At 65.1% G+C, this 25,372-nt stretch carries 24 protein-coding genes and 1 other RNA gene; 13 read left to right on the top strand and 12 right to left on the bottom strand.

All coding sequences use genetic code 11. The annotated features are described in order from the left end of the window. The first annotated feature begins 31 nt into the window (after positions 1 to 31). Positions 32 to 1,399, top strand: coding sequence for an inorganic triphosphatase (locus NTD88_RS28765; protein ID WP_262128811.1), 1,368 nt, complete (start codon positions 32 to 34; stop codon positions 1,397 to 1,399). Positions 1,400 to 1,442: 43 nt separating this feature from the next. Here NTD88_RS28765 and NTD88_RS28760 read toward each other — a convergent pair whose 3' ends face one another. After that, positions 1,443 to 1,913, bottom strand: coding sequence for an Lrp/AsnC family transcriptional regulator (locus NTD88_RS28760; protein WP_262191785.1), 471 nt, complete (start codon positions 1,911 to 1,913; stop codon positions 1,443 to 1,445). Positions 1,914 to 2,039: 126 nt separating this feature from the next. On the opposite strand from NTD88_RS28760, the gene NTD88_RS28755 reads away from it, so the two are divergent. The 3 genes from NTD88_RS28755 (at position 2,040) to NTD88_RS28745 (ending at position 4,633) form a co-directional block, all read left to right on the top strand. Then, on the top strand, positions 2,040 to 2,393 hold the full coding sequence (locus NTD88_RS28755) for a hypothetical protein (protein ID WP_095156421.1): 354 nt from the start codon (positions 2,040 to 2,042) through the stop codon (positions 2,391 to 2,393). An 80-nt stretch (positions 2,394 to 2,473) separates the two neighbouring features. Further along, the gene (locus NTD88_RS28750) at positions 2,474 to 4,150 is read left to right on the top strand and encodes a GspE/PulE family protein (protein WP_262153947.1); all 1,677 of its coding nucleotides are present in this window, start codon (positions 2,474 to 2,476) and stop codon (positions 4,148 to 4,150) included. 165 nt (positions 4,151 to 4,315) lie between these two features. After that, positions 4,316 to 4,633, top strand: a complete 318-nt coding sequence (locus tag NTD88_RS28745) for a DUF2388 domain-containing protein (protein ID WP_262153948.1) — start codon at positions 4,316 to 4,318, stop codon at positions 4,631 to 4,633. Between the two features lie 37 nt (positions 4,634 to 4,670). Here NTD88_RS28745 and gcvP read toward each other — a convergent pair whose 3' ends face one another. From gcvP to NTD88_RS28700, 9 genes are all read right to left on the bottom strand, one after another. After that, a complete protein-coding gene (gcvP, locus tag NTD88_RS28740) occupies positions 4,671 to 7,544 on the bottom strand; it encodes an aminomethyl-transferring glycine dehydrogenase (RefSeq protein WP_262153949.1) in 2,874 nt (957 codons plus the stop codon). A gap of 132 nt (positions 7,545 to 7,676) precedes the next feature. After that, positions 7,677 to 8,060: a glycine cleavage system protein GcvH gene (gcvH, locus tag NTD88_RS28735; protein WP_095156425.1), complete on the bottom strand. Its 384-nt coding sequence runs from the start codon at positions 8,058 to 8,060 to the stop codon at positions 7,677 to 7,679. Positions 8,061 to 8,106: 46 nt separating this feature from the next. Beyond that, positions 8,107 to 9,189 (bottom strand): glycine cleavage system aminomethyltransferase GcvT, encoded by a 1,083-nt coding sequence (gene gcvT / locus NTD88_RS28730; protein WP_262153950.1) that lies wholly within the window; start codon positions 9,187 to 9,189, stop codon positions 8,107 to 8,109. A 119-nt stretch (positions 9,190 to 9,308) separates the two neighbouring features. Then, positions 9,309 to 10,931, bottom strand: a complete 1,623-nt coding sequence (locus NTD88_RS28725) for an ABC transporter permease (RefSeq protein WP_262153951.1) — start codon at positions 10,929 to 10,931, stop codon at positions 9,309 to 9,311. A gap of 94 nt (positions 10,932 to 11,025) precedes the next feature. Next, positions 11,026 to 12,027 carry an extracellular solute-binding protein gene (locus tag NTD88_RS28720; RefSeq protein ID WP_262153952.1) on the bottom strand — a complete coding sequence of 334 codons (1,002 nt, stop codon included), beginning with the start codon at positions 12,025 to 12,027 and terminating at the stop codon, positions 11,026 to 11,028. Between the two features lie 106 nt (positions 12,028 to 12,133). After that, complete coding sequence (locus tag NTD88_RS28715; RefSeq protein ID WP_262153957.1) at positions 12,134 to 13,351, bottom strand: 2-octaprenyl-3-methyl-6-methoxy-1,4-benzoquinol hydroxylase; 1,218 nt, start codon at positions 13,349 to 13,351, stop codon at positions 12,134 to 12,136. Positions 13,352 to 13,392: 41 nt separating this feature from the next. Continuing rightward, complete coding sequence (ubiH, locus tag NTD88_RS28710; protein WP_262153953.1) at positions 13,393 to 14,592, bottom strand: 2-octaprenyl-6-methoxyphenyl hydroxylase; 1,200 nt, start codon at positions 14,590 to 14,592, stop codon at positions 13,393 to 13,395. Further along, entirely contained in the window at positions 14,589 to 15,929 is a 1,341-nt protein-coding gene (gene pepP, locus NTD88_RS28705; RefSeq protein ID WP_262153954.1) for a Xaa-Pro aminopeptidase, read from the bottom strand. Before pepP ends, ubiH begins: the two co-directional genes overlap by 4 nt. A 19-nt stretch (positions 15,930 to 15,948) precedes the next feature. Beyond that, positions 15,949 to 16,503 carry a YecA family protein gene (locus NTD88_RS28700; RefSeq protein ID WP_095156432.1) on the bottom strand — a complete coding sequence of 185 codons (555 nt, stop codon included), beginning with the start codon at positions 16,501 to 16,503 and terminating at the stop codon, positions 15,949 to 15,951. A gap of 150 nt (positions 16,504 to 16,653) precedes the next feature. On the opposite strand from NTD88_RS28700, the gene NTD88_RS28695 reads away from it, so the two are divergent. The 4 genes from NTD88_RS28695 (at position 16,654) to NTD88_RS28680 (ending at position 18,070) form a co-directional block, all read left to right on the top strand. Continuing rightward, the gene (locus tag NTD88_RS28695) at positions 16,654 to 16,863 is read left to right on the top strand and encodes a TIGR02449 family protein (protein WP_095156433.1); all 210 of its coding nucleotides are present in this window, start codon (positions 16,654 to 16,656) and stop codon (positions 16,861 to 16,863) included. Continuing rightward, positions 16,860 to 17,177, top strand: coding sequence for a cell division protein ZapA (locus tag NTD88_RS28690; RefSeq protein WP_095156434.1), 318 nt, complete (start codon positions 16,860 to 16,862; stop codon positions 17,175 to 17,177). The genes NTD88_RS28695 and NTD88_RS28690 overlap by 4 nt, the downstream gene beginning before the upstream one ends. 19 nt (positions 17,178 to 17,196) lie before the next feature. Continuing rightward, positions 17,197 to 17,375, top strand: a non-coding RNA gene (ssrS, locus tag NTD88_RS28685) — 6S RNA. 89 nt (positions 17,376 to 17,464) lie between these two features. Next, on the top strand, positions 17,465 to 18,070 hold the full coding sequence (locus NTD88_RS28680; RefSeq protein ID WP_175652616.1) for a 5-formyltetrahydrofolate cyclo-ligase: 606 nt from the start codon (positions 17,465 to 17,467) through the stop codon (positions 18,068 to 18,070). 14 nt (positions 18,071 to 18,084) lie between these two features. Here NTD88_RS28680 and NTD88_RS28675 read toward each other — a convergent pair whose 3' ends face one another. Then, entirely contained in the window at positions 18,085 to 18,231 is a 147-nt protein-coding gene (locus NTD88_RS28675; protein WP_175652615.1) for a hypothetical protein, read from the bottom strand. Between the two features lie 186 nt (positions 18,232 to 18,417). Between NTD88_RS28675 and NTD88_RS28670 the strand changes: the two genes are divergently transcribed. From NTD88_RS28670 to NTD88_RS28655, 4 genes are all read left to right on the top strand, one after another. After that, positions 18,418 to 18,867, top strand: coding sequence for an EVE domain-containing protein (locus NTD88_RS28670; RefSeq protein WP_095156436.1), 450 nt, complete (start codon positions 18,418 to 18,420; stop codon positions 18,865 to 18,867). 93 nt (positions 18,868 to 18,960) lie between these two features. Then, positions 18,961 to 19,926: an HlyD family secretion protein gene (locus NTD88_RS28665; protein ID WP_371864290.1), complete on the top strand. Its 966-nt coding sequence runs from the start codon at positions 18,961 to 18,963 to the stop codon at positions 19,924 to 19,926. Continuing rightward, positions 19,923 to 22,643, top strand: coding sequence for a ribosome-associated ATPase/putative transporter RbbA (gene rbbA, locus NTD88_RS28660; protein ID WP_262153955.1), 2,721 nt, complete (start codon positions 19,923 to 19,925; stop codon positions 22,641 to 22,643). The genes NTD88_RS28665 and rbbA overlap by 4 nt, the downstream gene beginning before the upstream one ends. Next, the gene (locus tag NTD88_RS28655) at positions 22,643 to 23,761 is read left to right on the top strand and encodes an ABC transporter permease (protein ID WP_095156438.1); all 1,119 of its coding nucleotides are present in this window, start codon (positions 22,643 to 22,645) and stop codon (positions 23,759 to 23,761) included. Before rbbA ends, NTD88_RS28655 begins: the two co-directional genes overlap by 1 nt. Here the strand turns inward: NTD88_RS28655 and NTD88_RS28650 are convergent, their stop codons facing one another. Beyond that, a complete protein-coding gene (locus tag NTD88_RS28650; protein ID WP_095156439.1) occupies positions 23,762 to 24,166 on the bottom strand; it encodes a flagellar basal body-associated protein FliL in 405 nt (134 codons plus the stop codon). A 157-nt stretch (positions 24,167 to 24,323) separates the two neighbouring features. Here NTD88_RS28650 and NTD88_RS28645 point away from each other — a divergent pair, with 157 nt between their 5' ends. Continuing rightward, positions 24,324 to 25,301 (top strand): NADPH:quinone oxidoreductase family protein, encoded by a 978-nt coding sequence (locus NTD88_RS28645; RefSeq protein ID WP_262153956.1) that lies wholly within the window; start codon positions 24,324 to 24,326, stop codon positions 25,299 to 25,301. Positions 25,302 to 25,372: the final 71 nt, after the last annotated feature.

The following is a 25,372-nucleotide window of genomic DNA, read 5'->3' as shown; positions in this document are numbered from 1 at the left end:
AAGACGTCCCCGCCCTTCTGGTTACCCAGCAATGAACAAAGAAACCGAAATCAAACTGCGGATCAGCCGCGAGACCCTCGCTGCGCTGCGCGAGCACCCATTGCTGAAGAAGCGCAACAAGTCCGGCTGGCAGCAGCGTGAGCTGCTCAACCAGTACTTCGACACCCCGGAGCGCGATCTTGCTGCAGCCAAAGTCGCCCTGCGCCTGCGCCGCGACGGCGACGTGGTGATCCAGACCCTGAAGACCCGCGGCCAGAGCGTTGCCGGCCTGTCCGAGCGCAATGAATTCCAGTGGGAGCTGCCCAAGGCCAAGCTGGACCTGAAGAAGCTCGACGACCAGTGCTGGCCCGCCGAACTGGCGGAGCTGGACAAGAAAACCATCAAGCCGCTGTTCACCACCGATTTCGTCCGCGAATACGCCGACATCGCCTGGGGCCGCGGCAAGTCCAAAGTGGTGATCGAAGCCGCCCTGGACCTCGGCACCGTTATCGTCGGCAAGCAGAAGGAAGAAATCTGCGAGCTGGAGCTGGAACTGCGCGAAGGCGAGCCAGCAGCCCTGCTGGAGCTGGCTGCCGAACTGGCGGCAACGCTGCCGCTGTTCCCTTGCGATATCAGCAAGGCCGAGCGCGGCTACCGTCTGCTTGATCCGGCCAGCTATCAGCTCAGCCTGCCCGCCGCCGAGCTGACCCCGGAAATGACGCTGGACGACGCCTTTGCCGCCATCGCCTGGCAGTTGCTCGGCAGCAGCCAGCGCCTGGCCGAGCAATACCGTTACAACGGCCACTGGCGCCTGCTGCAGGACTGGGTGCAGTGCCTCGCCGAGCTGCGCGGCCTCGCCAGCAGCCTCGGCCAGGCCGCACCGCGCGCCACCACCCGCGCCCTGCGTGGCAGCCTCGACGCCCTGCTGGAAGACTGGCGCACCGTGGTCCTGGCCGGCAATGACGACGAAGACGTCCGCCGCGCCGCGCCCGAGCAGTTCGCCGACGAACTGCTCGACACCCGCTGGGGCCAGTTCTCCCTCGACACCTCGCGCTGGCTGCTGGCCCGCGCCTGGACCGTCGACCGCAACAAGCGCGGCGACCGCCAGGGCGCAGCACCTCTTGCCAGCTGGCTGACCGTGGAATTCGGCGACGAGGCCAAGGCCCTGCAACTGCCGCTGTACCAGCAGCAACCGGAAGACCTCGCCGAGCAACTGCCGCGCATCGAGCGCCTGCTGGCCTGGCTGCACCACGCCCGCGACGTGCTGGAAGTGCCGGAACTGGACCGCCTCTACGGCGAGCTGAGCAAGCTGCAACAACTGGCCTGCCTGCCGATCAGCGACGAAGTGCTCGACGCCCGCGTCCAGCAAGCCTTCGCCGTTGCCCAGTGCCGCGGCTGGAAACAACTGGCGCGTAAATAAGCCAGGGTCGCGGGCAGGTTTCAACACCTGCCCGCGACAACGCTCACCGCATGAGCGGCAGGCTGGTGGTGGATTTGATCTCCGACAGTGCCACCGTCGAATTGACCTCCTGAATCCCCGGCACCAGCGACAGCTTTTCAAAGAAGAAGCGCTCGTAGGCCTCGATGTCCGAGGTGACGATCCGCAGCAGAAAATCCACCGCCCCCATCAGCACATAACACTCCAGCACTTCCGGAAACCCGCGGATCGCCTCGGTGAATTCGGCGAAGTTGGAGCGCCCGTGCGCGTTGAGTTTCACCTCGGCGAAAATCTGCGTGTTCAGGCCCACCTTCTTGCGATCGAGCAGGCTCACCTGGGCACGAATCACCCCCTCGTCCTTCAAACGCTGAATGCGGCGCCAGCACGGTGACTGCGAAAGCCCGACCCGCTCTGCCACCTGCGCGCTGGACAACGAGGCGTCCTCTTGCAGCACGGCGAGGATGCGGCGGTCGTAAGTGTCCAGCTCGACTTGCATGATTATTTCTCTCGTGTGCACATGGACGAATTGAACAATTCGAAAAAAGCTCGTATCGGCCAATGATAGGAAAATAATCTCCGACACGCCGTGTAAAAATTCCTCCATCGTTTTTGGAGAACACCCATGACCGTACTCGAACGGCCTGACCACTTCGCCGCCCCGCAGCTTTTCGAACCCGCTGTTGCCTGCAACGAGAACAACAAGGTTCGCTACCACTACCAGCTGCAAGCCGAAGCCGAGTCGGACAGCCTGTGCCGAGTGCTCAACCTGTTTGCCCTGCAATGTTTGATGCCGCATGGGGTAAACATGCGCCAGGAAGCCGACCTGCTGCACATCGACATCGCCATCGACGGCCTGAACTGGAACCGCGCCCAGTTGATTGCGCAAAAAATGCGCAATCTGGTGTGTGTCTGCGAAGTGGCCGTGCTCACCGCGCTGCTGCCGTCCACTCCACAGCGGGCCGGCTGGCACGGATAAACCCGGCAACGCTTGCGTCCCGACGGTGCGCGCCACGACGGCTAGCCTTGGTTGCTTCGAAGCGCACACAAGGACGTCGCATGCCCGCCCCCGCCACCGACCGCACGCTGGACCTTTCCAGCCTGCTCGATGAACTGATCGCCCAACGGCGTATCGCGCCACAGGCCCGCCAGCACTTCAGCGTTGCCCCACGCACCGACCATCCCCTCGAATGCATCGCCCGCCAGCGCCTGGATGATCTGCAACGTCCCGGCCAGACGCTGGACCTGGACAGCCTGTGCCAGTGGCTCGCCGAGCAGGCCGGACAGCCGTTTCTGCGCCTCGACCCGCTGAGCATCGACCTCGCCGGAATGACCGGGCTGATGTCCGCGGCCTTCGCCCGCCGACACGGCATTCTCGCCGTCGCCCAGGACCGCGACAGCGTCACCGTCGCCAGCGCCGAGCCATATGTGCGCAGTTGGGAGACCGACCTGGCCCAGGTGCTCAAACGCCGGGTGTTGCGGGTTGTCGCCAGCCCCGAACGGATTCGCCAGTTGAGCCAGGACTTCTTTCGCCTCGCCCACTCGGTCAACGGCGCCAGCCACCTGGACATGCCGGCCCCCGCCAGCGGTGATCTGGAGCAGTTGCTGGAACTGGGCGACGGCCAGCACGATGCCGACGACGCGCACATCGTCAGCATCGTCGACTGGCTGCTGCACTACGCCTTCGAGCAACGCGCCAGCGATATCCACCTCGAACCCCGCCGCGAACAGGGCCGGCTGCGCCTGCGCATCGACGGCGTGCTGCACGACACCTATTCCTTCCCGCCCGCGGTGACCCTGGCGATCACCAGCCGCCTGAAAAGCCTCGGGCGCATGAACGTCGCGGAAAAACGCCGGCCGCAGGACGGCCGGATCAAGACCCGCACCCCGGCCGGCGACGAGGTGGAACTGCGCCTGTCGACCCTGCCGACCACCTTCGGCGAAAAGCTGGTGATGCGCATCTTCGACCCACAGTTGCTGCGCCAGGACTTCAACGGCCTGGGCCTGGATGGCGACGAACTGAGCCGCTGGCAGGCCATGCTGCGCCAGCCCCACGGCATCATCCTGGTGACCGGCCCCACCGGCTCGGGCAAGACCAGCACGCTCTACAGCGCCCTCAAGCAACTGGCCACGCCGCAGGTCAACGTCTGCACCCTGGAAGACCCGATCGAAATGGTCGAGCCGGCCTTCAACCAGACCCAGGTGCAGCCCGGCATCGACCTCGGTTTTGCCAACGGCGTGCGTGCGCTGCTACGCCAGGATCCGGACATCATCATGGTGGGCGAGATCCGCGATCTGGAAACCGCCCAAGTGGCGATTCAGGCGGCGCTGACCGGGCATCTGGTGCTGTCCACGCTGCACACCAACGATGCCAGCGGTGCGATTGGCCGGTTACTGGAGCTGGGCGTTGCACATTATTTGATCAAGTCGACCCTGGTGGGCGTGGTCGCCCAGCGGCTGGTGCGCACGCTGTGTGTCGCGTGCAAGGCGCCGGGCGAGGCCAGCGCGGTAGGCTGCAAGGAATGCCGGCAGACCGGCTATCAGGGGCGTACGGGACTGTATGAAGTGCTGACGGTGAGTCACGGGCTCAAGGCGCTAATCAACGGGGACTGCGACCTGACGAGTTTGCGCCAGCGGGCACGGGCCGAGGGCATGTTCGACCTGCGCGAGAACGGCTTGCGCAAGGTGGCGGCGGGGGTAACCACGGCGGTGGAGGTGGATCGGGTTTCGGCGTAGTGCCATCGGGAACTTGTTGCGGGGCCGATGTCCAAATTCGGCGTCTAAAGCATCGCGAGCAAGCTCGCTCCTACAAAACCGACATCAAACCCCTGTAGGAGCGAGCTTGTCGGGGCGCCGAACCGTCGCGATGACCTACCCAAAACCCCCCGGAGCCCTGGAATCATGCGTCGCCCCTTTGCCATCGCCACCCTCACCCTGCTGTCCCTCGCCTCGGCCTCGGCCATGGCCGATCCCTTCTGGCGCAACGTGATTTCTTCGGGCGCGACCACCGCCTCGACCTACCTGACCTCCCGCGACCACAAGCTGGTCGCCGCCGCGCAGGATGATGCCGGCAGCTTCGTCGCCAGCGAAGGCGCGATCTGCGGTCCGTTCCTCGAAGCCGCCCTGCGCCAGGCCCGCGTGGAAAACCCGAGCCTGAACGCCAGCGACATGGAACTGGCCAACGCCATCCTGGCGCGCAACAGCGCAATCACCGAGTGACACTTGCGGGCGATCCACGCGGGTCGCCCGCCCTCCCTCAGCGGTAATCCTCCACCGGCACACAGGCACAGAACAGGTTGCGGTCGCCATAGACATTGTCGACCCGGTTCACCGCGGGCCAATACTTGTGCGCCCGGGCGTGGGCACTGGGCGCCACGCCCTGCTCGATGCTGTAGGGCCGGTCCCACCGCGCCAGCACATCCGCCAAGGTATGCGGCGCGCGCTTGAGCGGATTGTCCTCGGCGGGCCAGTTGCCGTTCTGCACTTCGGCGATTTCCGCGCGGATGCTCAGCATCGCTTCGACAAAACGGTCCAGCTCGGCCTTCGGCTCGCTCTCGGTGGGCTCCACCATCAACGTGCCAGGCACCGGGAAGGACATGGTCGGCGCGTGGAAACCGTAGTCCATCAGGCGTTTGGCGACATCTTCCTCGCTGATCCCGGTCTCGGCCTTCAACGGTCGCAGGTCGAGGATGCATTCATGGGCCACCCGCTCGTTGCGCCCGCGATAGAGCACCGGGAATGCGCCACCGAGACGCTGGGCCAGGTAGTTGGCGGAGAGAATCGCCACCTCGCTGGCGTCGGCCAGCTGCGGGCCCATCATGGCGATGTACATCCAACTGATCGGCAAGATGCTCGCGCTGCCCCACGGCGCGGCGCTGACCGCGCTGTTCTGCGGATCGGGGCCAGGGACCGGCACTACCGGGTGACTGGCAACGAAGGGCGCAAGGTGCGCCCGCACGCCAATCGGGCCCATGCCCGGGCCGCCGCCGCCATGGGGAATGCAGAAGGTCTTGTGCAGGTTCATGTGCGAGACGTCGGCGCCGATGTCCGCCGGTCGCGCCAGGCCGACCTGGGCGTTGAGGTTGGCGCCGTCCATGTAGACCTGGCCACCGTGGCTGTGGATAACTTCGCAGATCTCGCTGATACCTTCCTCGTAAACGCCGTGGGTCGAGGGGTAGGTCGCCATCAGGCAGGACAGCCGCTCCCCGGCCTCCGCCGCCCGGGCCTTGAGGTCTTCCAGGTCGACGTTGCCCGCCGTGTCGCAGGCGACGATCACCACCTGCATGCCGGCCATCTGCGCCGACGCCGGGTTGGTACCGTGGGCCGACGCCGGGATCAGGCAGATATCGCGCTGCCCCTGCTGGCGACTGCGGTGGTATTTGCTGATCGCCAGCAGGCCGGCGTATTCGCCTTGCGCGCCGGAGTTGGGCTGCATGCAGATGGCATCGAAACCGGTGATCGCGCACAGCCAGCTTTCCAGCTCATCGATCATCGCCTTGTAGCCCGCCGCCTGCGTCAGCGGCACGAACGGGTGCAGGTCGGCAAACCCCGGCCAGGTGATGGGGATCATCTCGCTGCTGGCGTTGAGCTTCATGGTGCAGGAGCCCAGCGGGATCATCGACTGGTTCAGCGCCAGGTCTTTGTTTTCCAGTTGTTTGAGATAGCGCAGCATCTCGGTTTCGCTGTGGTGCAGGTTGAAGACCGGGTGCGTCAGGTAATCGGACTGGCGCAGCAGCGCGGCGGGGATGCCGGCGGGCAGGTCTTCGCCGTCCAGTGCATCAACCTGCAGGCCGTGGTCGGCGCCGAGGAAGATGTCGAAGAGGCGCAGCACCGTGGTTTCGTCGCACGTCTCGTCGAGGCTGACGCCGAGGTGCCCGCGACCGAGAATCCGCAGGTTGATCCGCGCCGCCTCGGCGCTCTGGATGATCGCCGTCTGGCTGCCGCCGACGTCCAGGGTCAGGGTGTCGAAGAAGTGCGCGTTCAGCCGTTTGACGCCGTTGCGCTCCAGGCCAACGGCAAGAATGGTGGTCAGCCGGTGCACGCGCTGGGCGATGCGCCGCAGCCCGTCGGGGCCGTGATAGACGGCGTAGAAGCCGGCGATATTGGCCAGCAGTACCTGCGCGGTGCAGATGTTCGAGTTGGCCTTCTCGCGGCGGATGTGTTGTTCGCGGGTTTGCAGGGCCATGCGCAGCGCCAGGCTGCCGCGAGCGTCTTTCGACACGCCGATGATGCGCCCGGGCATGGCCCGCTTGAATTCGTCACGGCAAGCGAAATAGGCCGCATGCGGCCCGCCATAGCCCATGGGCACGCCAAAACGCTGGGTCGAGCCGAGCACCACATCAGCGCCCTGCTCGCCCGGCGGCGCCAGCAGCAACAGGCTGAGCAGGTCGGCGGCGACACAGGCGATCGCCTGCTGCCCGTGCAAATGCTCGATCGCCGGGCGCAGGTCGTGCACCCCGCCGTGGGTGTTGGGGTACTGCAGCAGCGCGCCGAACACCTGGTGCTTGTCCAGGTTTTCCAGCGAATCGACGACCAGCTCGAAGCCGAAGCCTTCGGCGCGGGTTTGCAGCACCGAGAGGGTCTGTGGGTGACAGTGTTCGTCGGCGAAGAACCGGTTGCTGCGCGATTTCGCCACCCGTTTGGCCAGGGCCATGGCTTCGCCCGCTGCGGTGGCTTCGTCCAGCAACGAGGCATTGGCCAGGTCCAGGCCGGTCAGGTCGATGACCATCTGCTGGAAATTCAGCAAGGCTTCCAGCCGACCTTGGGCGATTTCCGGCTGATAGGGCGTGTAGGCGGTGTACCAACCGGGATTTTCCAGCACGTTGCGCAGAATGACGGTGGGCGTGCGCGTGCCGTGGTAGCCCATGCCGATCAGGCTGGTCCACACCTGGTTCTGTTCGGCGTAACCACGCAGGCGCGCCAGCGCAGCCTGTTCATCCAGGGCCGGAGGCAAGTCGAGGGGGCGATTGAAGCGGATGCCGGGCGGCACCGTCTGTTCGATCAGTTCACTGCGGCTGGCAACGCCGAGCACTTCGAGCATGGCGTGCTGCTCGGCGGCATCGGGGCCAAGGTGGCGGCGCAGGAAAGCATTGGGGTCTTGCAGTTGGCTCAGGGACGGCAACAAGGACATAGCGGCTCTCTCTTCCTAGACCAAGCCCCGAGGTAGGCCGGGGCCTATTGAGTCTAGGAAGGGATTGCCGATTGCGTGGGAATTTTGGGGAGCGCGTCGCGACGGTTCGGCGCAATCAGCTCCCCAAAAACATCACTCGCCGATAGCAGACTTGTAGCCCGCCGCGTCCAGCAGCTTGTCCAGCTCCGCCGGGTTGGACGGCTTCAGCTTGAAGATCCACGCGCCGTAGGGGTTTTCGTTCAGTTGCTCCGGGCTGTCGGCCAGGTCTTCGTTCACGGCGATGACTTCGCCGCCAACCGGGGCGTAGATGTCCGAGGCGGCCTTGACCGACTCGACCACACCAGCCGCTTCGGCCTGGGCGAACACCTTGCCCACTTCCGCCAGCTCGACGAATACCACGTCACCCAGGGCTTCCTGGGCGTGATCACTGATACCGACGGTCACGGTGCCATCGGCCTCCAGCCGCGCCCATTCATGGCTTTCGGCAAAACGCAGGTCGGCGGGAACATTGCTCATAATTGTTTTTCCTCAACAGGTCAGCGGTCGGCCCGCCGGAATGAATTCAGATCAGGATCCTGCCATGACGCACGAACGTCGGCTTGACCACCCGCACCGGGTACCACTTGCCGCGGATTTCCACTTCGGCACGGTCGGCGGTTGCCATTGGAAGGCGCGCCAGAGCAATTGCCTTGCTCAGCGTAGGAGAGAAACTACCACTGGTGATCTCACCTTCGCCAATTTCAGCGACACGAACTACCTGATGGGCCCGCAATACACCCCGCTCTTCCAGCACCAGGCCGACGAGTTTCTGCGAAATACCACGGGCCTTTTCGGCTTCCAGCGCCTGGCGGCCGATGAAATCACGCCCCGCAGGATCCCAGGCGATGCTCCAGGCGAGGTTGGAGGTCAGCGGTGAATGCGCCTCGTCGATATCGTTGCCGTACAGGTTCATCCCGGCTTCCAGGCGCAGCGTGTCGCGGGCGCCGAGGCCGCTCGGGGCGATACCGGCACCGACCAGATCGTTGAAGAACGCGGGCGCCTGCAAGGCCGGCAGGATGATTTCCAGACCGTCTTCACCGGTGTAGCCGGTGCGGGCGACGAACCAGTCACCTTCGAATTGCCCTTCGAAAGGCTTGAGGTTGCGGATCAGCTCGGCGCGTGCGGAACTGAGCAGCTCGGCAACCTTCTCCCGCGCCTGCGGGCCCTGGATCGCGAGGATCGCCAGCTCAGGGCGCTCGCGGAACTGCACTTCGAAGCCGCTCTTGTGCGCTTCGAGCCAGGCCAGGTCCTTGTCGCGGGTCGCGGCGTTGACCACCAGGCGATAGCCGTCGGCCAGGCGATAGACGATGAGGTCGTCGATCACACCGCCTTCGTCATTGAGCAGGGTGCTGTAGAGTGCCTTGCCGACCTCGCCGAGGCGGGCGACATCGTTGGTCAGCAGATGACGCAGCCATTCGGTGGCATCGACACCGCTGAGGTCGATTACCGTCATATGCGAAACGTCGAAAACTCCGCAGTCGCGACGCACTTGATGGTGCTCCTCGACCTGCGAACCGTAATGCAGGGGCATATCCCAACCGCCAAAATCGACCATCTTGGCGCCAAGCGCCAAGTGCAGGTCATACAGAGGCGTACGCTGTCCCATGGGTTTCTCCTTCCGGGCGTGGCGAAGCTGCGGCAGACGGCAGCGTTCCTGCTACCCGGCCAATGGCCGGCCGCAGCGAATGCCGCGCATTGTATCCGCAAGGCGGCCGGGTTACATCCTCAGCGACTTTGACCGGGGTGGCGGGCGGAACGCCGAATCAGTCCGATGACCGGCAGCAGCCCCACCAGAACCAGCGTCAGCGCCGGCAGCGACGCCCGCGCCCATTCGCCTTCGCTGGTCATCTCGAAAACCCGCACCGCCAGCGTGTCCCAGCCGAACGGGCGCATCAGCAGGGTTGCCGGCATCTCCTTGAGCACATCGACGAACACCAGCAGCGCCGCGCTCAACGCGCCTGGCACCAGCAACGGGAGATACACCTTGAAAAACAATCCCGGGCCGCTGACCCCAAGGCTGCGCGCCGCTTCCGGCAACGATGGACGGATACGCCCGAGGCTGTTTTCCAGCGGGCCGTAGGCCACGGCAATGAAGCGCACCAGATACGCCAGCAACAACGCCGACAGGCTGCCCAGCAACAACGGCTTGCCCGCCCCGCCGAGCCAACCGGAGAGCGGAATCACCAGTTCGCGATCGAGATAACTGAACGCCAGCATGATCGCCACCGCCAGCACCGAGCCGGGCAACGCATAGCCGAGGTTGGCCAGGCTGACGCCGACGCGAATCCCCCGTGCCGAGGACTGGCGGCGGGCGAAAGCCATCAGCAGCGCCGCGCTGACGGTGATCAGCGCGGCCATGGCGCCGAGGTACAGGGTGTGCAGGATCAGTCCGGTGTAACGCTCATCGAGGTCGAAGCGCCCGCGCTGCCAGAACCAGGCCAGCAATTGCAGCACCGGAATGACGAAGGCGCAGGCGAACACCAACAGGCACCAGCCACTGGCTAACAGCGCCTTGACCCCACGCAGGTGATACAGCGCCTTGCCGCGCGGGCGCTCGTTGCTGCCGCGCACCGCACCACGGGCGCGGTGTTCGCCATAGAGCACGAGGATCACCGCCAGCAGCAACAGGCTAGCCAGTTGCGCCGCGCTGGACAGGCTGAAGAAGCCGTACCAGGTCTTGTAGATCGCCGTGGTGAAGGTGTCGAAGTTGAACACCGAGACGGCGCCGAAGTCAGCCAGCGTCTCCATCAGCGCCAGTGCCACGCCCGCACCGATGGCCGGACGCGCCATCGGCAACGCGACCCGCCAGAACGCCTTTAGCGGGGAATACCCGAGGACCCGCGCCGCTTCCATCAGGCCCTTGCCCTGGGCGAGGAAGGCGGTGCGCGCCAGCAGGTAGACGTAGGGATAGAACACCAGCACCAGAACGATGATCACCCCGCCGGTGGAACGCACCCGCGGCAGACGCATCGGCCCGAACCACTCGCGCAGCAGCGTCTGCACCGGCCCGGAGAAATCCAGCAAGCCAACGAAAACGAAAGCCAGCACATAGGCGGGAATCGCGAACGGCAGCATCAGCGCCCAGTCCAGCCAGCGCCGTCCGGGAAACTCGCAGAGGCTGGTGAGCCACGCCAGGCTGACGCCCAGCAGAGTGACGCCCACACCAACGCCAACCACCAGCGTCAGGGTGTTGCTCAACAGGCGGCTCATCTGGGTATCGAGCAGGTGCGACCAGATCTGCATGTCCACGCTTTGCCAGGACAACAACAAGACACTGAGCGGCAGCATCACCAGCGCGGCGATGGCGTAGACCAGGGGATACCAGCGGCGTTGGACGGGGTGCGGCAAGGAGAAAGTCTCTACGGGCGGCAGTCAATGAAAAAGCCCGCCCGGCGCGATGCCAGGGCGGGCTTGAGGGCGCAGCAAGAATAAGGGGTGAAACTCAGTTCCAGCCAGCCCGATCCATCAAGCGAATCGCTTCAGCCTGGCGCTTGCCGGCAACTTCCACCGGCAGGCTGTCGGCCTTGAAGCTGCCCCAGGCTGCGACTTCGTCGGACGGCGCGACGTTCGGGTTGGCCGGGAATTCCTGGTTGATGCCCGCGAACATCTTCTGTGCTTCCTCACCGGTCATCCACTCGACCAGCGCCTTGGCGGCTTCCGGGTGCGGTGCGTGTTTGGTCAGGCCGATGCCCGACAGGTTCACGTGGACGCCGCGATCAGCCTGGTTGGGCCAGAACAGCTTGACCGGCAGTTTCGGGTTTTCCTGATGCAGGCGACCGTAGTAGTAAGTGTTGACGATGCCCACGTCGCACTGGCCGGCGGCGATGGCATGGATCACGGCGTTGTCATCGGAGAACACGTCGGTGGACAGGTTGTTGACCCAGCCCTTGACCAGCTCTTCGGTTTTCTCGGCGCCATGGGTTTCGATCATGGTGGCGGTCAGCGACTGGTTGTAGACCTTCTTCGCCGTGCGCAGGCACAGGCGGCCTTCCCATTGCTTGTCGGCCAGCGCCTCGTAGGTGCTCAGCTCTTCGGGTTTGACCCGGTCGGTGGAGTAGACGATGGTCCGCGCACGCAGGCTCAGGCCGGTCCAGTCATGGGAAGACGCACGGTATTGCGCAGGGATGTTGGCGTCGATCACGGCGGACTTGATCGGCTGGAGGATGCCCATCTGCTCGGCCTGCCAGAGGTTGCCGGCGTCGACGGTGAGCAGCAGGTCGGCCACGCCGTTCTCGCCCTCGGCCTTGATCCGCTGCATCAGCGGGGCTTCCTTGTCGGTGATGAACTTGATCTTCACCCCGGTCTTGGCGGTGTAGGCGTCGAATACCGGCTTGATCAGCTCATCGATGCGCGAGGAGTACACCACCACCTCGTCCGCCGCCTGGGCAGCCCCGCCGAACAGCGTGAGGGTCAGGGCGGCCAGTAAATGCTTGCGTGGCGACATCGGTAGCGCTCCTCGGAAATTCAAATGAGGCGCAAATGGTAGTTAATGTCATTTGGCATCACAAACCGAACGCTTCACCGAGGAGTTACCAGATGTTGCGGGCCTTTCAGGCCTTCGCCAGTTCCGGCAGATCGCCACTCAAACCCAGTGCCTGACGCACGAACAATGCCTTGGCCTCGGGCATCTGTTCGACCCATTTCAGGCCACTGTTACGCAGCCAGCGCAGCGGCAGCGGGTCGGCCTGGAACAAGCGCTCGAAGCCCTCCATCGCGGCCATCAGCGCCAGGTTGTGCGGCATGCGCCGACGCTCGAAGCGGCTCAGCACCTTCACGTCGGCCAGTCGCTCGCCGCGCTCGTAGGCCTTCAGCAGTTCTTCGGCCAGCACCGCGGCATCGAGAAAGCCCAGGTTCACACCCTGGCCGGCCAGCGGGTGAATGGTGTGCGCAGCATCGCCGATCAGCGCGAGGCCCTCGGCGACATAGCGCTTGGCATGACGCTGGCGCAGCGGCACGCAGACGCGCGGGTCGGCTTGCAGTACCGCGCCGAGGCGGCCTTCAAACGCACGCTCAAGCTCAGCGCAGAACGCGTCGTCCGGCAGCGGCATGAGTTTTTCCGCCCGCTCGGGCGTGGTCGACCAGACGATCGAGCACCAATCCTGCTTGCCGTCGCGCTGCAGCGGCAGGAAGGCCAGCGGACCTTCATCGGTGAAGCGTTGCCAGGCCGTGTTCTGGTGCGGCTCGGCGCAGCGCACGCTGGTGACGATGGCGTGGTGCAGGTAATCCCATTCGCGGGTTTCGCAGCCGGTCAGGCGGCGCACCGCCGAGTTGGCGCCGTCGGCGGCGATCACCAGCGGTGCCCGCAGGTTGCGGCCGTCGGCGAGGGTCAGCAGCCACTCGTCACCGGAACGGCGCATGCGTTCCAGGCGGGCATTGGCCAGCAGGCCGATTTCGCTGTCGTGCAGGCGTTCCAGCAGGCCGTCCTGAACCACCCGGTTCTCGACGATATGGCCCAGCACATCGGCGTGAACGCTGGCGGCGGAAAAGTGGATCTGCCCGGTGCCGCTGCCGTCCCAGACCTGCATGTCCGAGTAAGGGCTGGCACGCCGTTCGGAAATGCCCTGCCAGGCGCCGAGACGATCGAGAATGCGCTGGCTGGCCGCCGACAGGGCGCTGACCCTGGGCTCGAACGGCGCGGCATCATCGAAGCGCGGGACGGACAGGGAGCTACCGTCCAGCAAGAGGATTTCCAGGCCGCTGTGCTGCAAGGCCAGGGCCAGAGCGCTGCCGACCATACCGGCACCGACAATCAACAGATCCGCGCGCATGTCCATGCTTCAAGCCTGTTCCGGGTAATAGAAAAAAGGGGTCATGCCTTGCCTTGAAGGTCAGGGCGAGTGCCGAGGCCCATGGCCTGGCGGGCGAACCAGCGCTTGGCCGGGGGCAGCAGATCGAGGCCAAGCAGGCCGAGGTTGCGGCCGGTGGCGATCAACGGCTGGGCCGTGCCAAACAGGCGGGTGATCTTGTCGGAGAAGCCCACGGTCAGGTCCTGGTCCAGACGCTGGCGCTCGCGGTAGGCCAACAGCGTGCCGAGGTCGCCGGGTTTTTCGGGGCCGGCAAGCAGGCCATCGGCCAGCGACTGCACGTCGCGCAGCGACAGGTTGAAACCCTGCCCGGCGATCGGGTGCAGGCTGTGGGCGGCGTTGCCGAGCACCACCAGATGCGGACGCACCTGCTCCTGCGCTTCCACCAGCGTCAACGGATAAAGGTGCCGCGCGCCAACCTGGCGCAGAGCGCCGAGGCGGTAACCGAAGATGCTCTGCAGTTCGTCGAGGAAGCGCCGTTCGTCCAGCTCCGCCAGGCGCTTGGCGTCCATCCCGGCGCGGGTCCAGACCAGCGCGCAGCGGTTTTCCGGCAGCGGCAGCAGGGCCATCGGGCCTTCGTCGGTGAAGCGCTCGAAGGCCTGGCCGCAGTGGGCTTCGCTCGGGGTGATGTTGGCGATCAGCGCGCTCTGGTTGTACGGGCGCTGGCTGACGTGAATGCCCAGTTGTTCGCGCAGGCCTGAACGCCCGCCATCGGAGAGCACGGCCAGGTCGCATTCCAGGACGGTGTCGTCATTGAGCGACAACCGATAGCCATCGCCCAATGGCTGCATCGCGGTGACTTCCGCCGGGCAGCGCCAGCTCACCACTTCGGGGTCGAGGCCCTGCCACAGGCATTGGCCGAGCCAGGCGTTTTCCACCACATAGCCCAGCGCCGGAACGCCTTCTTCCAGCGCGTCGAGACGGGTGGCGCCGAAGCGCCCGCGGTCGGACACCTGGATCTGCCGGATTGGCTCGGCGCGGCGGCTGATGACTTGCCACAGGTCAAGGCGCTCGTAGATCTGCCGGGTGCCGAACGACAGCGCAGAAGAACGCGCGTCATAACTGGGCTGGTAGCTGTCGCCCGGGGCGAACGGTTCGATCAGCAGGATCTTCCAGCCCCGGGCCTTGGCGCCGGCCTGCAGGGCCAGCGCGAGGCTGGCGCCGACCAGGCCGCCGCCGATGATCGCCAGATTGACCCGGCTCATGCGGCCTGGCTTCTGGCGGCGGCCATCAGGGCTTCGATTTCGGCGACCGTTTTCGGCACACCGGAGGTCAGGATTTCACAGCCTTGCTTGGTTACCACTACGTCGTCCTCGATCCGTACACCAATACCGCGCCACTTCTTGGCGACGCTCTGGTTGTCCGCGGCAATGTAGATACCCGGTTCGACCGTCAGGGCCATGCCCGGTTCGAGCACGCGCCATTGACCGCCGACCTTGTACTCGCCGACATCATGTACATCCATGCCCAGCCAGTGTCCGGCCCGGTGCATGTAGAAGGCCCGGTAGGCCTCGGTTTCGATCAGTTCGGCCACATCGCCCTTGAGCAGGCCCAGTTCCACCAGCCCTTCGGTGATCACTTGAACCGTCGCCTCGTGGGCGTGGTTCCAGTGCTTGCCGGGGGCGATGACCGCGAAGGCCGCTTCCTGAGCCTTGAGCACCAGTTCGTAGATCGCCTTCTGTTCCGCCGAGAAACGCCCGCTGACCGGGAAGGTGCGGGTGATGTCGCTGGCGTAGCAGTCGATCTCGCAACCGGCGTCGATCAGCACCAGGTCGCCATCCTTGAGCGGCGCGTCGTTCTGCTGGTAATGCAGGATGCAGCTATTGCGCCCGGCGGCGACGATCGACCCGTAGGCCGGCATCTTCGCCCCGCCCTTGCGGAACTCGTAGTCCAGCTCGGCTTCCAGGCTGTACTCGTGAAGGCCGGCACGGCTGGCCTGCATGGCCCGCACATGGGCCCGCGAGGAGATCACCGCGGCTTCGCGCATGACCTTCACTTCCGCCGCCGATTTATACAGGCGCATGTCGTGCAGCAGATGATCCAGGGCAACGAATTCGTTCGGCGGCGAAGCCCCCAGGCGCGCCTTGGAACGGATCACGTTGATCCACTCCATCAGGCGGCGGTCGAACTCGGCATTGCTGCCCATGGCCGAATAGACGCGATCGCGCCCTTCGATCAGGCCGGGAAGAATGTCGTCGATATCAGCGATGGGGAAGGCGTCGTCGGCCGCAAAGTCGCGGATCGCACCTTCCTGGCCGGCGCGCAGGCCGTCCCACTGCTCGCGCTCGGGATTACGCTCACGGCAGAACAGCACGTACTCGCCGTGCTCGCGGCCGGGGATCAGGGCGATCACCGCCTCGGGCTCGGGAAAACCGCTGAGGTACTGGAAGTCGCTGTCCTGGCGATAGACGTGCTCGACGTCACGGTTGCGAATGGCAACCGCGGCAGCCGGCAGGATGGCGATGCTGTTGGGTTCCATCTGCGCCATCAGCGCCTTGCGGCGCCGGGCGTATTCCGCTTTCGGGATATGGTTTGTTGCCACGGGGAACCCCTGTTTGGCCTCAGTGCAAGGAAGGTTTGGCGGCAGGCGCGACCGGCTTGGCCAATTCCGTGAAGAGCAGCAGCGGTGCGACGCGCAGGTACTCCATCACTTCCATATAGTCGCTTTCGCCGTCTTCGGATTCTTCCAGTGCGTCCTGAACTTGCGAAATCGCGCTCAGGTCCTGCAGTACTTCATTGACCTCGTCGCTGAGGTCCTTGCCGCCGGAGTTCAAGCCGAAGCCGCTGAGGAAGCCCTGGCACCATTGGCCCAGTGCAGCCGCGCGCTCGGTGAGCGGCAGGTCATCGCCCGGCAGCAGCAGGACGATGGCGATGTCTTCGCCGGTCAGTTCGGACTTGACCATTTCCTGGAGGCCGATCAAAGCGTTGCGGACGTTGTCTACTGGTTCGGTCTCCAGCAGATGAGCGGCGTCGGCCAGCCAGCCGTCAACATCGAAACCGGCGCCGGCGCAGCTACGACCGAGCAACAGGCCGTGCAGTTCGGCGGGGGAAACAGGATGACCGTTGCTGTTGAGCAGGTTGGCGAAGGCGGTGTACGGCGAATTGGTAGTGGGCATGGGCAACTAGGCGCCAGACGGCGCAATGACTAGAATGAAGGCCTTGTATCCTAGCACCGGCAGGCGCGCCAAGACCATCGACGCGGCAATGCCGGCGCATGAGGCGCAGTAGCCAGACAGTCACAGTCAGACCGAATCGAGTGGCGAGCAATGCAAGATAATGAGCTGCAAACGCTGAAGAGCCGACTCGAACTGCTGATTGAGCGGGTCGAGCAACTAAAACGGCAAAACACACTCCTATCCGAGCAGGAGAAATCCTGGCGCGAGGAGCGCGCCCACCTCATTGAAAAAAACGAAATCGCGCGACATAAGGTCGAATCGATGATTTCGCGGCTCAAGTCCCTGGAGCAAGACTCATGAGTTCTACCAATAGCGTCACCGTGCAGATCCTCGACAAAGAGTATTCGATCATCTGCCCGCAGGAAGAACGCAGCAATCTGGTCAGCGCCGCACGCTACCTCGACGGCAAGATGCGCGAGATCCGCAGCAGCGGCAAAGTGATCGGCGCCGACCGCATCGCCGTGATGGCCGCGCTGAACATCACCCACGACCTTTTGCACAATCAAGAGCGCCCGGAAGCCCAGAGCGGCGGCGCCACCCGTGAGCAGGTACGCGAGCTGCTCGACCGCGTCGACCAGGCCCTGATCGACGACGCGGATACAAAAGCCAACTGAGTTTCTGTATACTCCCGCCCACTCCCTGGAGTGCTTGCCAGTCGGTCATGTCCCTGAGCCGATACGCACAACCACGGGGGTTGCACGTTGGGGCCGGTGTGCATGTCCGCTTGACGGAAAGCCTTAACGCCCCCTGCAATCTCCACCTTGAACTTTCGGGTTCAAGGGCTACACCGACAGCGGTTCGTCGGGGAGCCTGTTTCTACCTGCATGCGCCTTTATCTTCCTTGCGCGCCTGCACCTGCGACATCACCGCGTGATGATCGCCCCCAGGGATCGCCCGTGCCATGACCGACACCGCGCCGCTTACCCGCCCCCAACTCCGCCGCCTGCTTCGCGATGCCCGCCGTGCACTCAGCCCTGCCGAGCAACGTCAGGCCGCCCGTGGCCTGTATCGGCAACTGGCGCAGCATCCGCTGTTCCGTCGCGCTCGCCACATCGCCCTGTACCTGCCCAACGACAGCGAAATCGACCCGCGCCTGCTGCTGCGCGAGGCCCAACGCCGTGGCAAGCGCACCTACCTGCCGGTGCTGCATGCCTGGCCGAAAACCAAGATGGCGTTCCAACGCTTCGAACAGGGCGAAAAACTGCGGCCCAACCGCTTTCGCATCCCCGAGCCGAGCATCCGCCTGGCGCGGCAACGCCCGGTCTGGGCGCTGGACTTGATCCTGCTGCCGCTGGTGGGTTTCGATGAGCTGGGGGGGCGCCTCGGAATGGGCGGCGGTTTCTATGATCGCAGCCTGGCGTATCAAGGCCGGCGCAAGGCCTGGAAAAAACCCCTGCTGCTGGGGCTGGCCCATGAATGCCAGAAGGTGGAACGCCTGGCGCAAGCCAGTTGGGACGTGCCGCTACAAGGCACTGTATCGGATAAAAGCTGGTATCTGGCGCACTGAACGGCGCCGCGGCATCAACGCTGAGCGGGATTCACCGGCATCTGCTGATAAGCGGTTTCAACTTTGCGTTCCCAGAAGCTTTGCGCATAACCGGTCGTGACAACGCCCAGACCAAACACGAAAACTAGAATCCAGAGCAGGTCCGGTTTTTTGCGATTCATCGATTGCCCCCCGAAGGCAAACTGATCACGATGTCCGCGACGGTTCTTTTTATAGGCCGTGCAGCAGCGTCAAGCTTAAAATTTGGCGCATTTTCCGACAACACTCGTCCACAAGCAAACCTTGACGCCAACCGGCTGTCGGTTTGATGCAACAGGTTGTTTCAGAGACTGACTGGAGCTGAGCCCATGGCCTACTGGCTGATGAAATCCGAACCCGACGAACTCTCGATCGAGGACCTCGCCCGCCTCGGCGAGGCGCGCTGGGACGGGGTTCGCAATTACCAGGCGCGCAATTTCATCCGCGCGATGGCGGTGGGCGACGAGTTTTTCTTCTACCACTCCAGTTGCCCCGAGCCGGGCATCGCCGGTATTGCCCGGATCAGCACCGCGGCCTATCCCGACCCGACCGCCCTCGACCCGCAAAGCCATTACCACGACCCCAAGGCCAACGCCGACAAGAACCCGTGGAGCGCGGTGGACGTGGCCCATGTGGAAACCTTCCCGAAGGTGCTGGGCCTGGGCTACCTGAAGCTGCAAACCGCCCTCGCCGAACTGCCGCTGGTGCAGAAAGGCAGTCGCCTGTCTGTGATGCCGGTCACAGCCGAACAGTGGGCGGCAATACTCAATCTTCGCTGATCGGCGTAGGATCGGGGCTCATTTGACGCGAATCAAACCACCAAGGCTGGTGGGACGTCACAATCTGACGCGTATGTAGCAGGATGCAGGACCATGTCGATGAGTCAACACACCCCCAAGATTTTCGCCGGCGCGCTGATTGCGCTGCTGCTGGCGGCCGGTGGCCTGGGCTACTGGAAATCCTTGCATGACCGCCTGCCCGAAGGCCTGGCCATGGGCAACGGGCGGCTCGAAGCCACCGAAGTCCAGATCGCCAGCAAGGTGCCCGGGCGCCTCGCCGAAGTGCTGGTGGACGAAGGCGACAAAGTCAGCCGCGGCCAGTTGCTCGCCCGCATCGATACCCGCACCCTCGAAGCCCAGCGCGCCCAGGCCGAAGCCGAAGTGGCCCGCGCCCGGGAGAACTACGCCGCCGCCCAGGCCAACGTGCAGTTGCGCCAGAGCGAACAACTGCTCGCCAGCCAGGAGCTGAAGCGCATCCGCGAGATGTTCCAGCGCAAATACGCCAGCCAGCAGTTGCTCGACCAGCAACAGGCACGCTTCGACACCAGCAACTCGGCGGTGGTCGCCGCGCGGGCGCAGCTTGCGGCGATCAAGGCGGCGATTGGCGCGGCCGAGGCCCAGGTCGCGCAACTGACCAGCGAAATCGACGACAGCAGCCTGCGCGCGCCAATCAACGGCGTGATTCAGTTGCGCCTGGCCGAACCGGGCGAAGTGCTCGGTGCCGGTGGCCGAGTGCTGCTGCTGATCGACCCCAGCGACCAATACATGAACCTCTACCTGCCCGCCTCCACCGCTGGCCGGCTGACCATCGGCGACGAGGCGCGGATCGTCCTCGACGCCCTGCCCGACCAGGCGCTGCCGGCGAAAATCAGCTTCGTCGCGGCCAAGGCCCAGTTCACGCCCAAGCAGGTGGAAACCCGCGACGAGCGGCAGAAGCTGGTATTCCGGGTCAAGCTGCGCCTGACCGCCCCCGACGCCGTGCCCCAGGCCAAGCCCGGCATGCCCGGCGCCGGTTATGTGCGCACCGCCACCGTGGACTGGCCGGCCAACCTGCAATGAACGGGCTGGCCCTGCAGGCCCGAGGCATCCGTCACCGCTATGGCGCGCTGGAAGCCCTGCATGACATCACCTTCGACCTGCCCGCCGGCACCCGCTGCGGCTTGATCGGCCCGGACGGCGCCGGCAAATCCAGCCTGCTCGGGCTGATCGCCGGGGTCAAACGGCTGCAGCAAGGTGAGCTGGACGTGCTCGGCGGCCCGATCGGCAAGCGCTCGCACCGCAGCAGCCTGTACCCGCGCATCGCCTTCATGCCCCAGGGCCTGGGCGGCAACCTGTACCCGGACCTGTCGATCAGCGAGAACATCCGCTTCTTCGCCACCTTGTTCGGCCTGTCCCGCGCCGAATGCGACGCGCGCATGCACACGCTGCTGGAGGCCACCGACCTCGCCCGCTTCGCCGAGCGCCCGGCGGGCAAGCTGTCTGGCGGCATGAAACAGAAACTCGGCCTGTGCTGCGCGCTGATCCACGAACCCGATCTGCTGATCCTCGATGAGCCCACCACCGGCGTCGACCCGCTGTCGCGGCGGCGCTTCTGGGAGCTGGTCGAGCATGTGCGTCAGCAACGTCCGCAACTGACGCTGTTGGTAGCAACGGCCTACATGGAAGAGGCCGAACAGTTCGAACACTGCCTGATGCTCGACCGCGGCCGGCTGATCGGCGCCGGCGCCAGCCATGAACTGGCCAGCGTCACGCCCAGCGGCAAGCTGGACGAAGCCTTCACCTACTTCCAGGGCGACAGCCACCACAACGCCGAGCCGCTGCACATCCCCCCACGGGACGCCGGCGACGCCAGCATCGCCATCGAAGCCCACGAACTGACCCTGCGCTTCGGCGACTTCACCGCCGTGAACAAGGTCAGCTTCGCCATCGGTCGCGGCGAGATTTTCGGCTTCCTCGGCTCCAACGGCTGCGGCAAGACCACCACCATGAAAGTCCTCACCGGCCTGATGCCGGCCAGCGAAGGCAGCGCCACCCTGCTCGGTCGCCCGGTGGACGCCAAGGACCTGGCCACGCGCAAGCGGGTCGGCTTCATGTCGCAGAGTTTCTCGCTGTACGGCGAACTCAGCGTGCGCCAGAACCTGGAACTGCACGCGCGGCTGTTCGACCTGAAACCCGCCGACAGCACGCCGCGCATCGCCGAGTTGATCCAGCGCTTCGACCTCGGCGACGTCGCCGACCAGCCGTCCGGCGCCCTGCCGCTGGGCCTGCGCCAGCGCCTGTCGCTGGCCGTGGCGGTGCTGCACCGCCCGGAAGTGCTGATCCTCGACGAGCCCACCTCCGGCGTCGACCCGGCCGCCCGCGACGACTTCTGGAGGTTGCTGATCGAGCTGTCGCGGGAACAGGGCGTGACCATCTTTCTCTCGACCCACTTCATGAACGAGGCGCTGCGCTGCGACCGCATCTCGCTGATGCACGCAGGCTCGGTGCTGGCCTGCGACACCCCGGCCGCCTTGCAGGTGCAGTACGGCGGCGCGACCTTGGAAGACGCCTTCGTCACGTGCCTGGAACAAGCCCAGGGCGGCGCGCCCGAGACGCCAGCAGCCAATCTCGACACGCCGGCCGCACCCGCCAGTCCGCCACCTCGCCGGGGTTTCAGCCTGACCCGGCTGGTCGCCGTGGCCAGCCGCGAGGGCAAGGAGCTGCTGCGCGACAAGGTGCGCCTGGCGTTCGCCCTGCTGGGTGCGCTGTTCATGATGGTGATCTTCGGCTTCGGCATTTCGCTGGATGTCGAAAACCTCGCCTTCGCCGTCTACGACCAGGACCAGAGCCCGCAAAGCCGGGCCTACCTCGAAGCCTTCCGTGGCTCGCGCTACTTTGCCGAGCAGCCGCCAATCCGCGATCCGCGACAACTGCACCAGCGCCTGCAGCGCTCGGAGATCAAGCTGGCCCTGGAGATTCCCCCCGGCTTCGGCCGCGACCTGCTTGCCGGGCGCCAGCCGGTGGTCGCAGCCTGGCTCGACGGCGGCATGCCGTTCCGCGCCGAAACCAGCCGCAACTATGTCGAAGCGGTGCACCAGGCCAACCTCGAACAACTGGCGGCGCTGAGCAGCCCGGCGCAGCCGCGCCAGGCGGCGGTGAAGCTGGAGACGCGCTTTCGCTACAACCAGGATGTGGTCAGCGTGAACGCCATCGGGCCTGGGGTCATGGCGCTGATCCTGGCGTTCATCCCGGCCATGCTCACCGCCCTCGGCATCGTCCGCGAAAAGGAGCTGGGCTCGATCACCAACTTCTACGCCACGCCGCTGACCCGCCTTGAGTTCCTGCTCGGCAAACAGGCGCCGTACCTGGCGGTGAGCCTGGTGAACCTGGCGCTGCTGGTGGCGATGAACCGCTGGCTGTTCGGCGTGCCGTTCAAGGGCAGCGCACTGGCGCTGGCGTGCGGCGGGGTGCTGTACCTGCTGGCGACCACCAGCCTCGGCCTGCTGATCTCGGCCTTCACCCGCACCCAGATCGCCGCGATCCTCGGCACCATGATCCTCACCAGCCTGCCGACCATCCAGTTCTCCGGGCTGATCGTGCCGCGCTCATCCCTCGATGGCTCCGCGGCGCTGATGGGCCAGTTGTTCCCGGCGGGCTACTTCCTCGATATCGCCGTCGGCACCTTCACCAAGGCCCTGGACCTGCGCGAACTGTGGCCGCAATGCCTGGCGCTGCTCGGCTTCTTCGTCGGGTTCACCGGGCTCAGCCTGATGATGCTGAAGAAACAGGAGGCCTGATGCAGCGTCTTGCCCACATTCTGCGCCTCGGCCTGAAAGAGCTGACCAGCCTGCGCCACGACAGCGTTCTGCTGCTGTTTCTGCTCTATGCCTTCAGCGTGGCGATCTACATGCCGGCGGCGGGCTCGGTGATCGGCGTGCACAACGCCAGCGTCGCGGTGGTCGATGAGGACCAGAGCCTGGTCTCGCGCAAGCTGACCGAAGCGCTGCAGCCCCCGGAATTCCAGCCCGCCGTGCCGCTGGCCTACGACCAGCTCGACCGCAGCCTGGACAGCGGCCTGTACACCTTCGTCATCAATATCCCGGTGAATTTCCAGAGCGACCTGCTGGCCGGGCGCTCGCCGGAACTGCAGATCAACGTCGATGCCACGGCCATGAGCCAGGCGTTCATGGGCGCCGGCTATATCGGGCGGATTTTCGAACGCGAGTTGCTGGATTACGCCAGCCCCGCCGGCAGCGCCAGCCGCAGCCCGGCGCTGCTGGAGCCCCGCGCGCTGTTCAACCCGAACCTGGAAGGCGGCTGGTTCCTGGCGGTGATCCAGATCGTCAACAACATCACCATCCTCGCGATCATCCTCACCGGCACCGCCCTGCTGCGCGAGCGCGAGCATGGCACCCTCGATCACCTGCTGGTGCTGCCGCTGACCGCACTGGAAATCATGCTCGCCAAGATCGGCAGCAACGCGCTGGTGGTGGTGCTGTGCACCTGGGTGTCGCTGGAGGTGGTGGTGAAGTGGGCGCTGGGCGTGCCGTTGGCCGGCTCGCTGCCGCTGTTTCTGGGGGTGACGGCGCTGTACCTGTTCGCCAGCACGGCGCTGGGGATTTTTCTCGCTACGCTGGCGCGCTCGACGCCGCAGTTCGGCTTGCTGGCGATCCCGGTGATCATCCCGATGCTGTTGCTCTCGGGCGGCAGCACGCCGCTGGACAGCATGCCGCAATGGTTGCAGTGGGTGATGCAGTTGTCGCCGTCCACCCACTTCGTCAGCCTGGGCGCCGCGATTCTGTTTCGCGACGCCGGGATCACGGTGGTGTGGCCCGACCTGCTGGCCCTTGCGGCGATCGGCCTGGCGTTCTTCGCGATCGCCCTGGCACGTTTCCGCCGCAGCCTGGCCTCGTGATTACTGAACGATCAGGTTGTTGAACAGCAGGTCTTCGACGACCGGCCGACCCTCTTCGTTGGACAACACCTGCTGGACCTGCTTGAGGGCTTCCTGACGCAGTTTTTCCTTGGCGTCGACGTTGCTCATGCCGTCCAGGCTCTGCTGGGTGAACAGCGCCACCAACTGGTTACGGATCAGCGGCTCGTGGTGCTTGACCGCGGCTGCGTCGGCATCGCCTTCGACCTTCAGCGCAACATCGGCCTTGTACACCCGCAGACGCGGGCCGCCATCGAGGGCGTAGTTGCCGACCAGGGGCGGCGACAGGCTGATATAGGCAACCTTCGGCGCTGCTGCTTCCTTCTCTTCGGCCATGGCCGCCACTGGCAGCGTCAGCGCCAGTACCATCAAGATCCACGCTTTCACGAATTCGCTCCTCAAACAGTTGGCGCCAGCATACCCAGCGCGCCGGCCAAACCCAAGCCCGGGCTTATGCCAGCCTATTCAGGCCAGGCCATGCTCGTTGACCCGGCACCTTGCATACCTACACTTATCGGCCACCACCCGCAAAGGAATAGCCCTGATGAAAGCCGTGTTGTGCAAAGCCCATGGTCCGGCCCGTGATCTGGTGCTGGAAGACGTCGCCAGCCCGACGCCGAAGAAGAATGAAATCCTCCTGGACGTACACGCCGCGAGCGTCAACTTCCCGGACACCCTGATCATCGAGGGCAAATACCAGTTCCAGCCGCCGCTGCCGTTCTCGCCGGGTGGCGAGGCCGCCGGGGTGGTTGCCGCGGCGGGCGAGAATGCCGGCGCGTTCAAGGTCGGCGACCGGGTCATGGCCCTGACGGGCTGGGGCAGCTTCGCCGAACAGGTCGCGGTGCCGGCCTACAACGTGCTGCCCATCCCGGAAGGCATGGACTTCGCCACTGCCTCGGCCTTCGGCATGACCTACGGCACCTCGATGCACGCGCTGCGCCAGCGCGGCCAATTGCAGGCCGGCGAAACCTTGCTGGTGCTGGGTGCGTCTGGCGGCGTTGGCCTGGCGGCCGTGGAAATCGGCAAGGCCATGGGCGCGCGGGTGATCGCTGCGGCCAGTAGCGCGGAGAAACTGGAAATCGCCAAGGCGGCGGGCGCGGACGATCTGATCGATTACAGCCAGAGCAGCCTGAAAGACGAGATCAAACGCCTGACCGGCGGCAAGGGCGTCGACGTGATCTACGACCCGGTAGGCGGCGACCTGTTCGACCAGGCCGTGCGCGGCCTGGCCTGGAACGGCCGGTTGCTGGTGGTGGGCTTTGCCAGCGGGCGAATCCCTGAGTTACCGGTCAATCTGGTGCTGCTCAAGGGCGCGGCGGTGCTCGGCGTGTTCTGGGGCTCGTTCGCCCAGCGCCAGCCGGCGGACAACGCAGCGAACTTCCAGCAACTGTTTGCGTGGTTTGCCGAGGGCAAGTTGAAGCCGTTGGTGTCGAAGACCTATCCATTGGCCGAGGCCGGGTTGGCGATCGAACAATTGGCGGGGCGCAAGGCGGTTGGGAAGCTGGTGGTGAAGGTCAGATAAACCGTGGTTGCAGGGTTCTGGGGCTGCGTTTGAGCCCCAACCCTCAAAAAAAGAACAATAAATCCCCAGTA

The sequence above is a fragment of the Pseudomonas sp. 20P_3.2_Bac5 genome (assembly GCF_025466035.1).
Lineage (GTDB): Bacteria > Pseudomonadota > Gammaproteobacteria > Pseudomonadales > Pseudomonadaceae > Aquipseudomonas.
This window is presented reverse-complemented; position numbering and strand designations above follow the sequence as displayed.

What these genes read in the sequence shown, in the direction of transcription:
- NTD88_RS28765 (WP_262128811.1), top strand. Translation starts at nt 32, where the DNA reads ATGAACAAAGAAACCGAAATCAAACTGCGGATCAGCCGCGAGACCCTC.
- NTD88_RS28760 (WP_262191785.1), bottom strand. Translation starts at nt 1,913, where the DNA reads ATGCAAGTCGAGCTGGACACTTACGACCGCCGCATCCTCGCCGTGCTG.
- NTD88_RS28755 (WP_095156421.1), top strand. Translation starts at nt 2,040, where the DNA reads ATGACCGTACTCGAACGGCCTGACCACTTCGCCGCCCCGCAGCTTTTC.
- NTD88_RS28750 (WP_262153947.1), top strand. Translation starts at nt 2,474, where the DNA reads ATGCCCGCCCCCGCCACCGACCGCACGCTGGACCTTTCCAGCCTGCTC.
- NTD88_RS28745 (WP_262153948.1), top strand. Translation starts at nt 4,316, where the DNA reads ATGCGTCGCCCCTTTGCCATCGCCACCCTCACCCTGCTGTCCCTCGCC.
- gcvP (WP_262153949.1), bottom strand. Translation starts at nt 7,544, where the DNA reads ATGTCCTTGTTGCCGTCCCTGAGCCAACTGCAAGACCCCAATGCTTTC.
- gcvH (WP_095156425.1), bottom strand. Translation starts at nt 8,060, where the DNA reads ATGAGCAATGTTCCCGCCGACCTGCGTTTTGCCGAAAGCCATGAATGG.
- gcvT (WP_262153950.1), bottom strand. Translation starts at nt 9,189, where the DNA reads ATGGGACAGCGTACGCCTCTGTATGACCTGCACTTGGCGCTTGGCGCC.
- NTD88_RS28720 (WP_262153952.1), bottom strand. Translation starts at nt 12,027, where the DNA reads ATGTCGCCACGCAAGCATTTACTGGCCGCCCTGACCCTCACGCTGTTC.
- NTD88_RS28715 (WP_262153957.1), bottom strand. Translation starts at nt 13,351, where the DNA reads ATGCGCGCGGATCTGTTGATTGTCGGTGCCGGTATGGTCGGCAGCGCT.
- ubiH (WP_262153953.1), bottom strand. Translation starts at nt 14,592, where the DNA reads ATGAGCCGGGTCAATCTGGCGATCATCGGCGGCGGCCTGGTCGGCGCC.
- NTD88_RS28700 (WP_095156432.1), bottom strand. Translation starts at nt 16,503, where the DNA reads ATGCCCACTACCAATTCGCCGTACACCGCCTTCGCCAACCTGCTCAAC.
- NTD88_RS28695 (WP_095156433.1), top strand. Translation starts at nt 16,654, where the DNA reads ATGCAAGATAATGAGCTGCAAACGCTGAAGAGCCGACTCGAACTGCTG.
- NTD88_RS28690 (WP_095156434.1), top strand. Translation starts at nt 16,860, where the DNA reads ATGAGTTCTACCAATAGCGTCACCGTGCAGATCCTCGACAAAGAGTAT.
- NTD88_RS28680 (WP_175652616.1), top strand. Translation starts at nt 17,465, where the DNA reads ATGACCGACACCGCGCCGCTTACCCGCCCCCAACTCCGCCGCCTGCTT.
- NTD88_RS28675 (WP_175652615.1), bottom strand. Translation starts at nt 18,231, where the DNA reads ATGAATCGCAAAAAACCGGACCTGCTCTGGATTCTAGTTTTCGTGTTT.
- NTD88_RS28670 (WP_095156436.1), top strand. Translation starts at nt 18,418, where the DNA reads ATGGCCTACTGGCTGATGAAATCCGAACCCGACGAACTCTCGATCGAG.
- NTD88_RS28665 (WP_371864290.1), top strand. Translation starts at nt 18,961, where the DNA reads ATGTCGATGAGTCAACACACCCCCAAGATTTTCGCCGGCGCGCTGATT.
- rbbA (WP_262153955.1), top strand. Translation starts at nt 19,923, where the DNA reads ATGAACGGGCTGGCCCTGCAGGCCCGAGGCATCCGTCACCGCTATGGC.
- NTD88_RS28655 (WP_095156438.1), top strand. Translation starts at nt 22,643, where the DNA reads ATGCAGCGTCTTGCCCACATTCTGCGCCTCGGCCTGAAAGAGCTGACC.
- NTD88_RS28645 (WP_262153956.1), top strand. Translation starts at nt 24,324, where the DNA reads ATGAAAGCCGTGTTGTGCAAAGCCCATGGTCCGGCCCGTGATCTGGTG.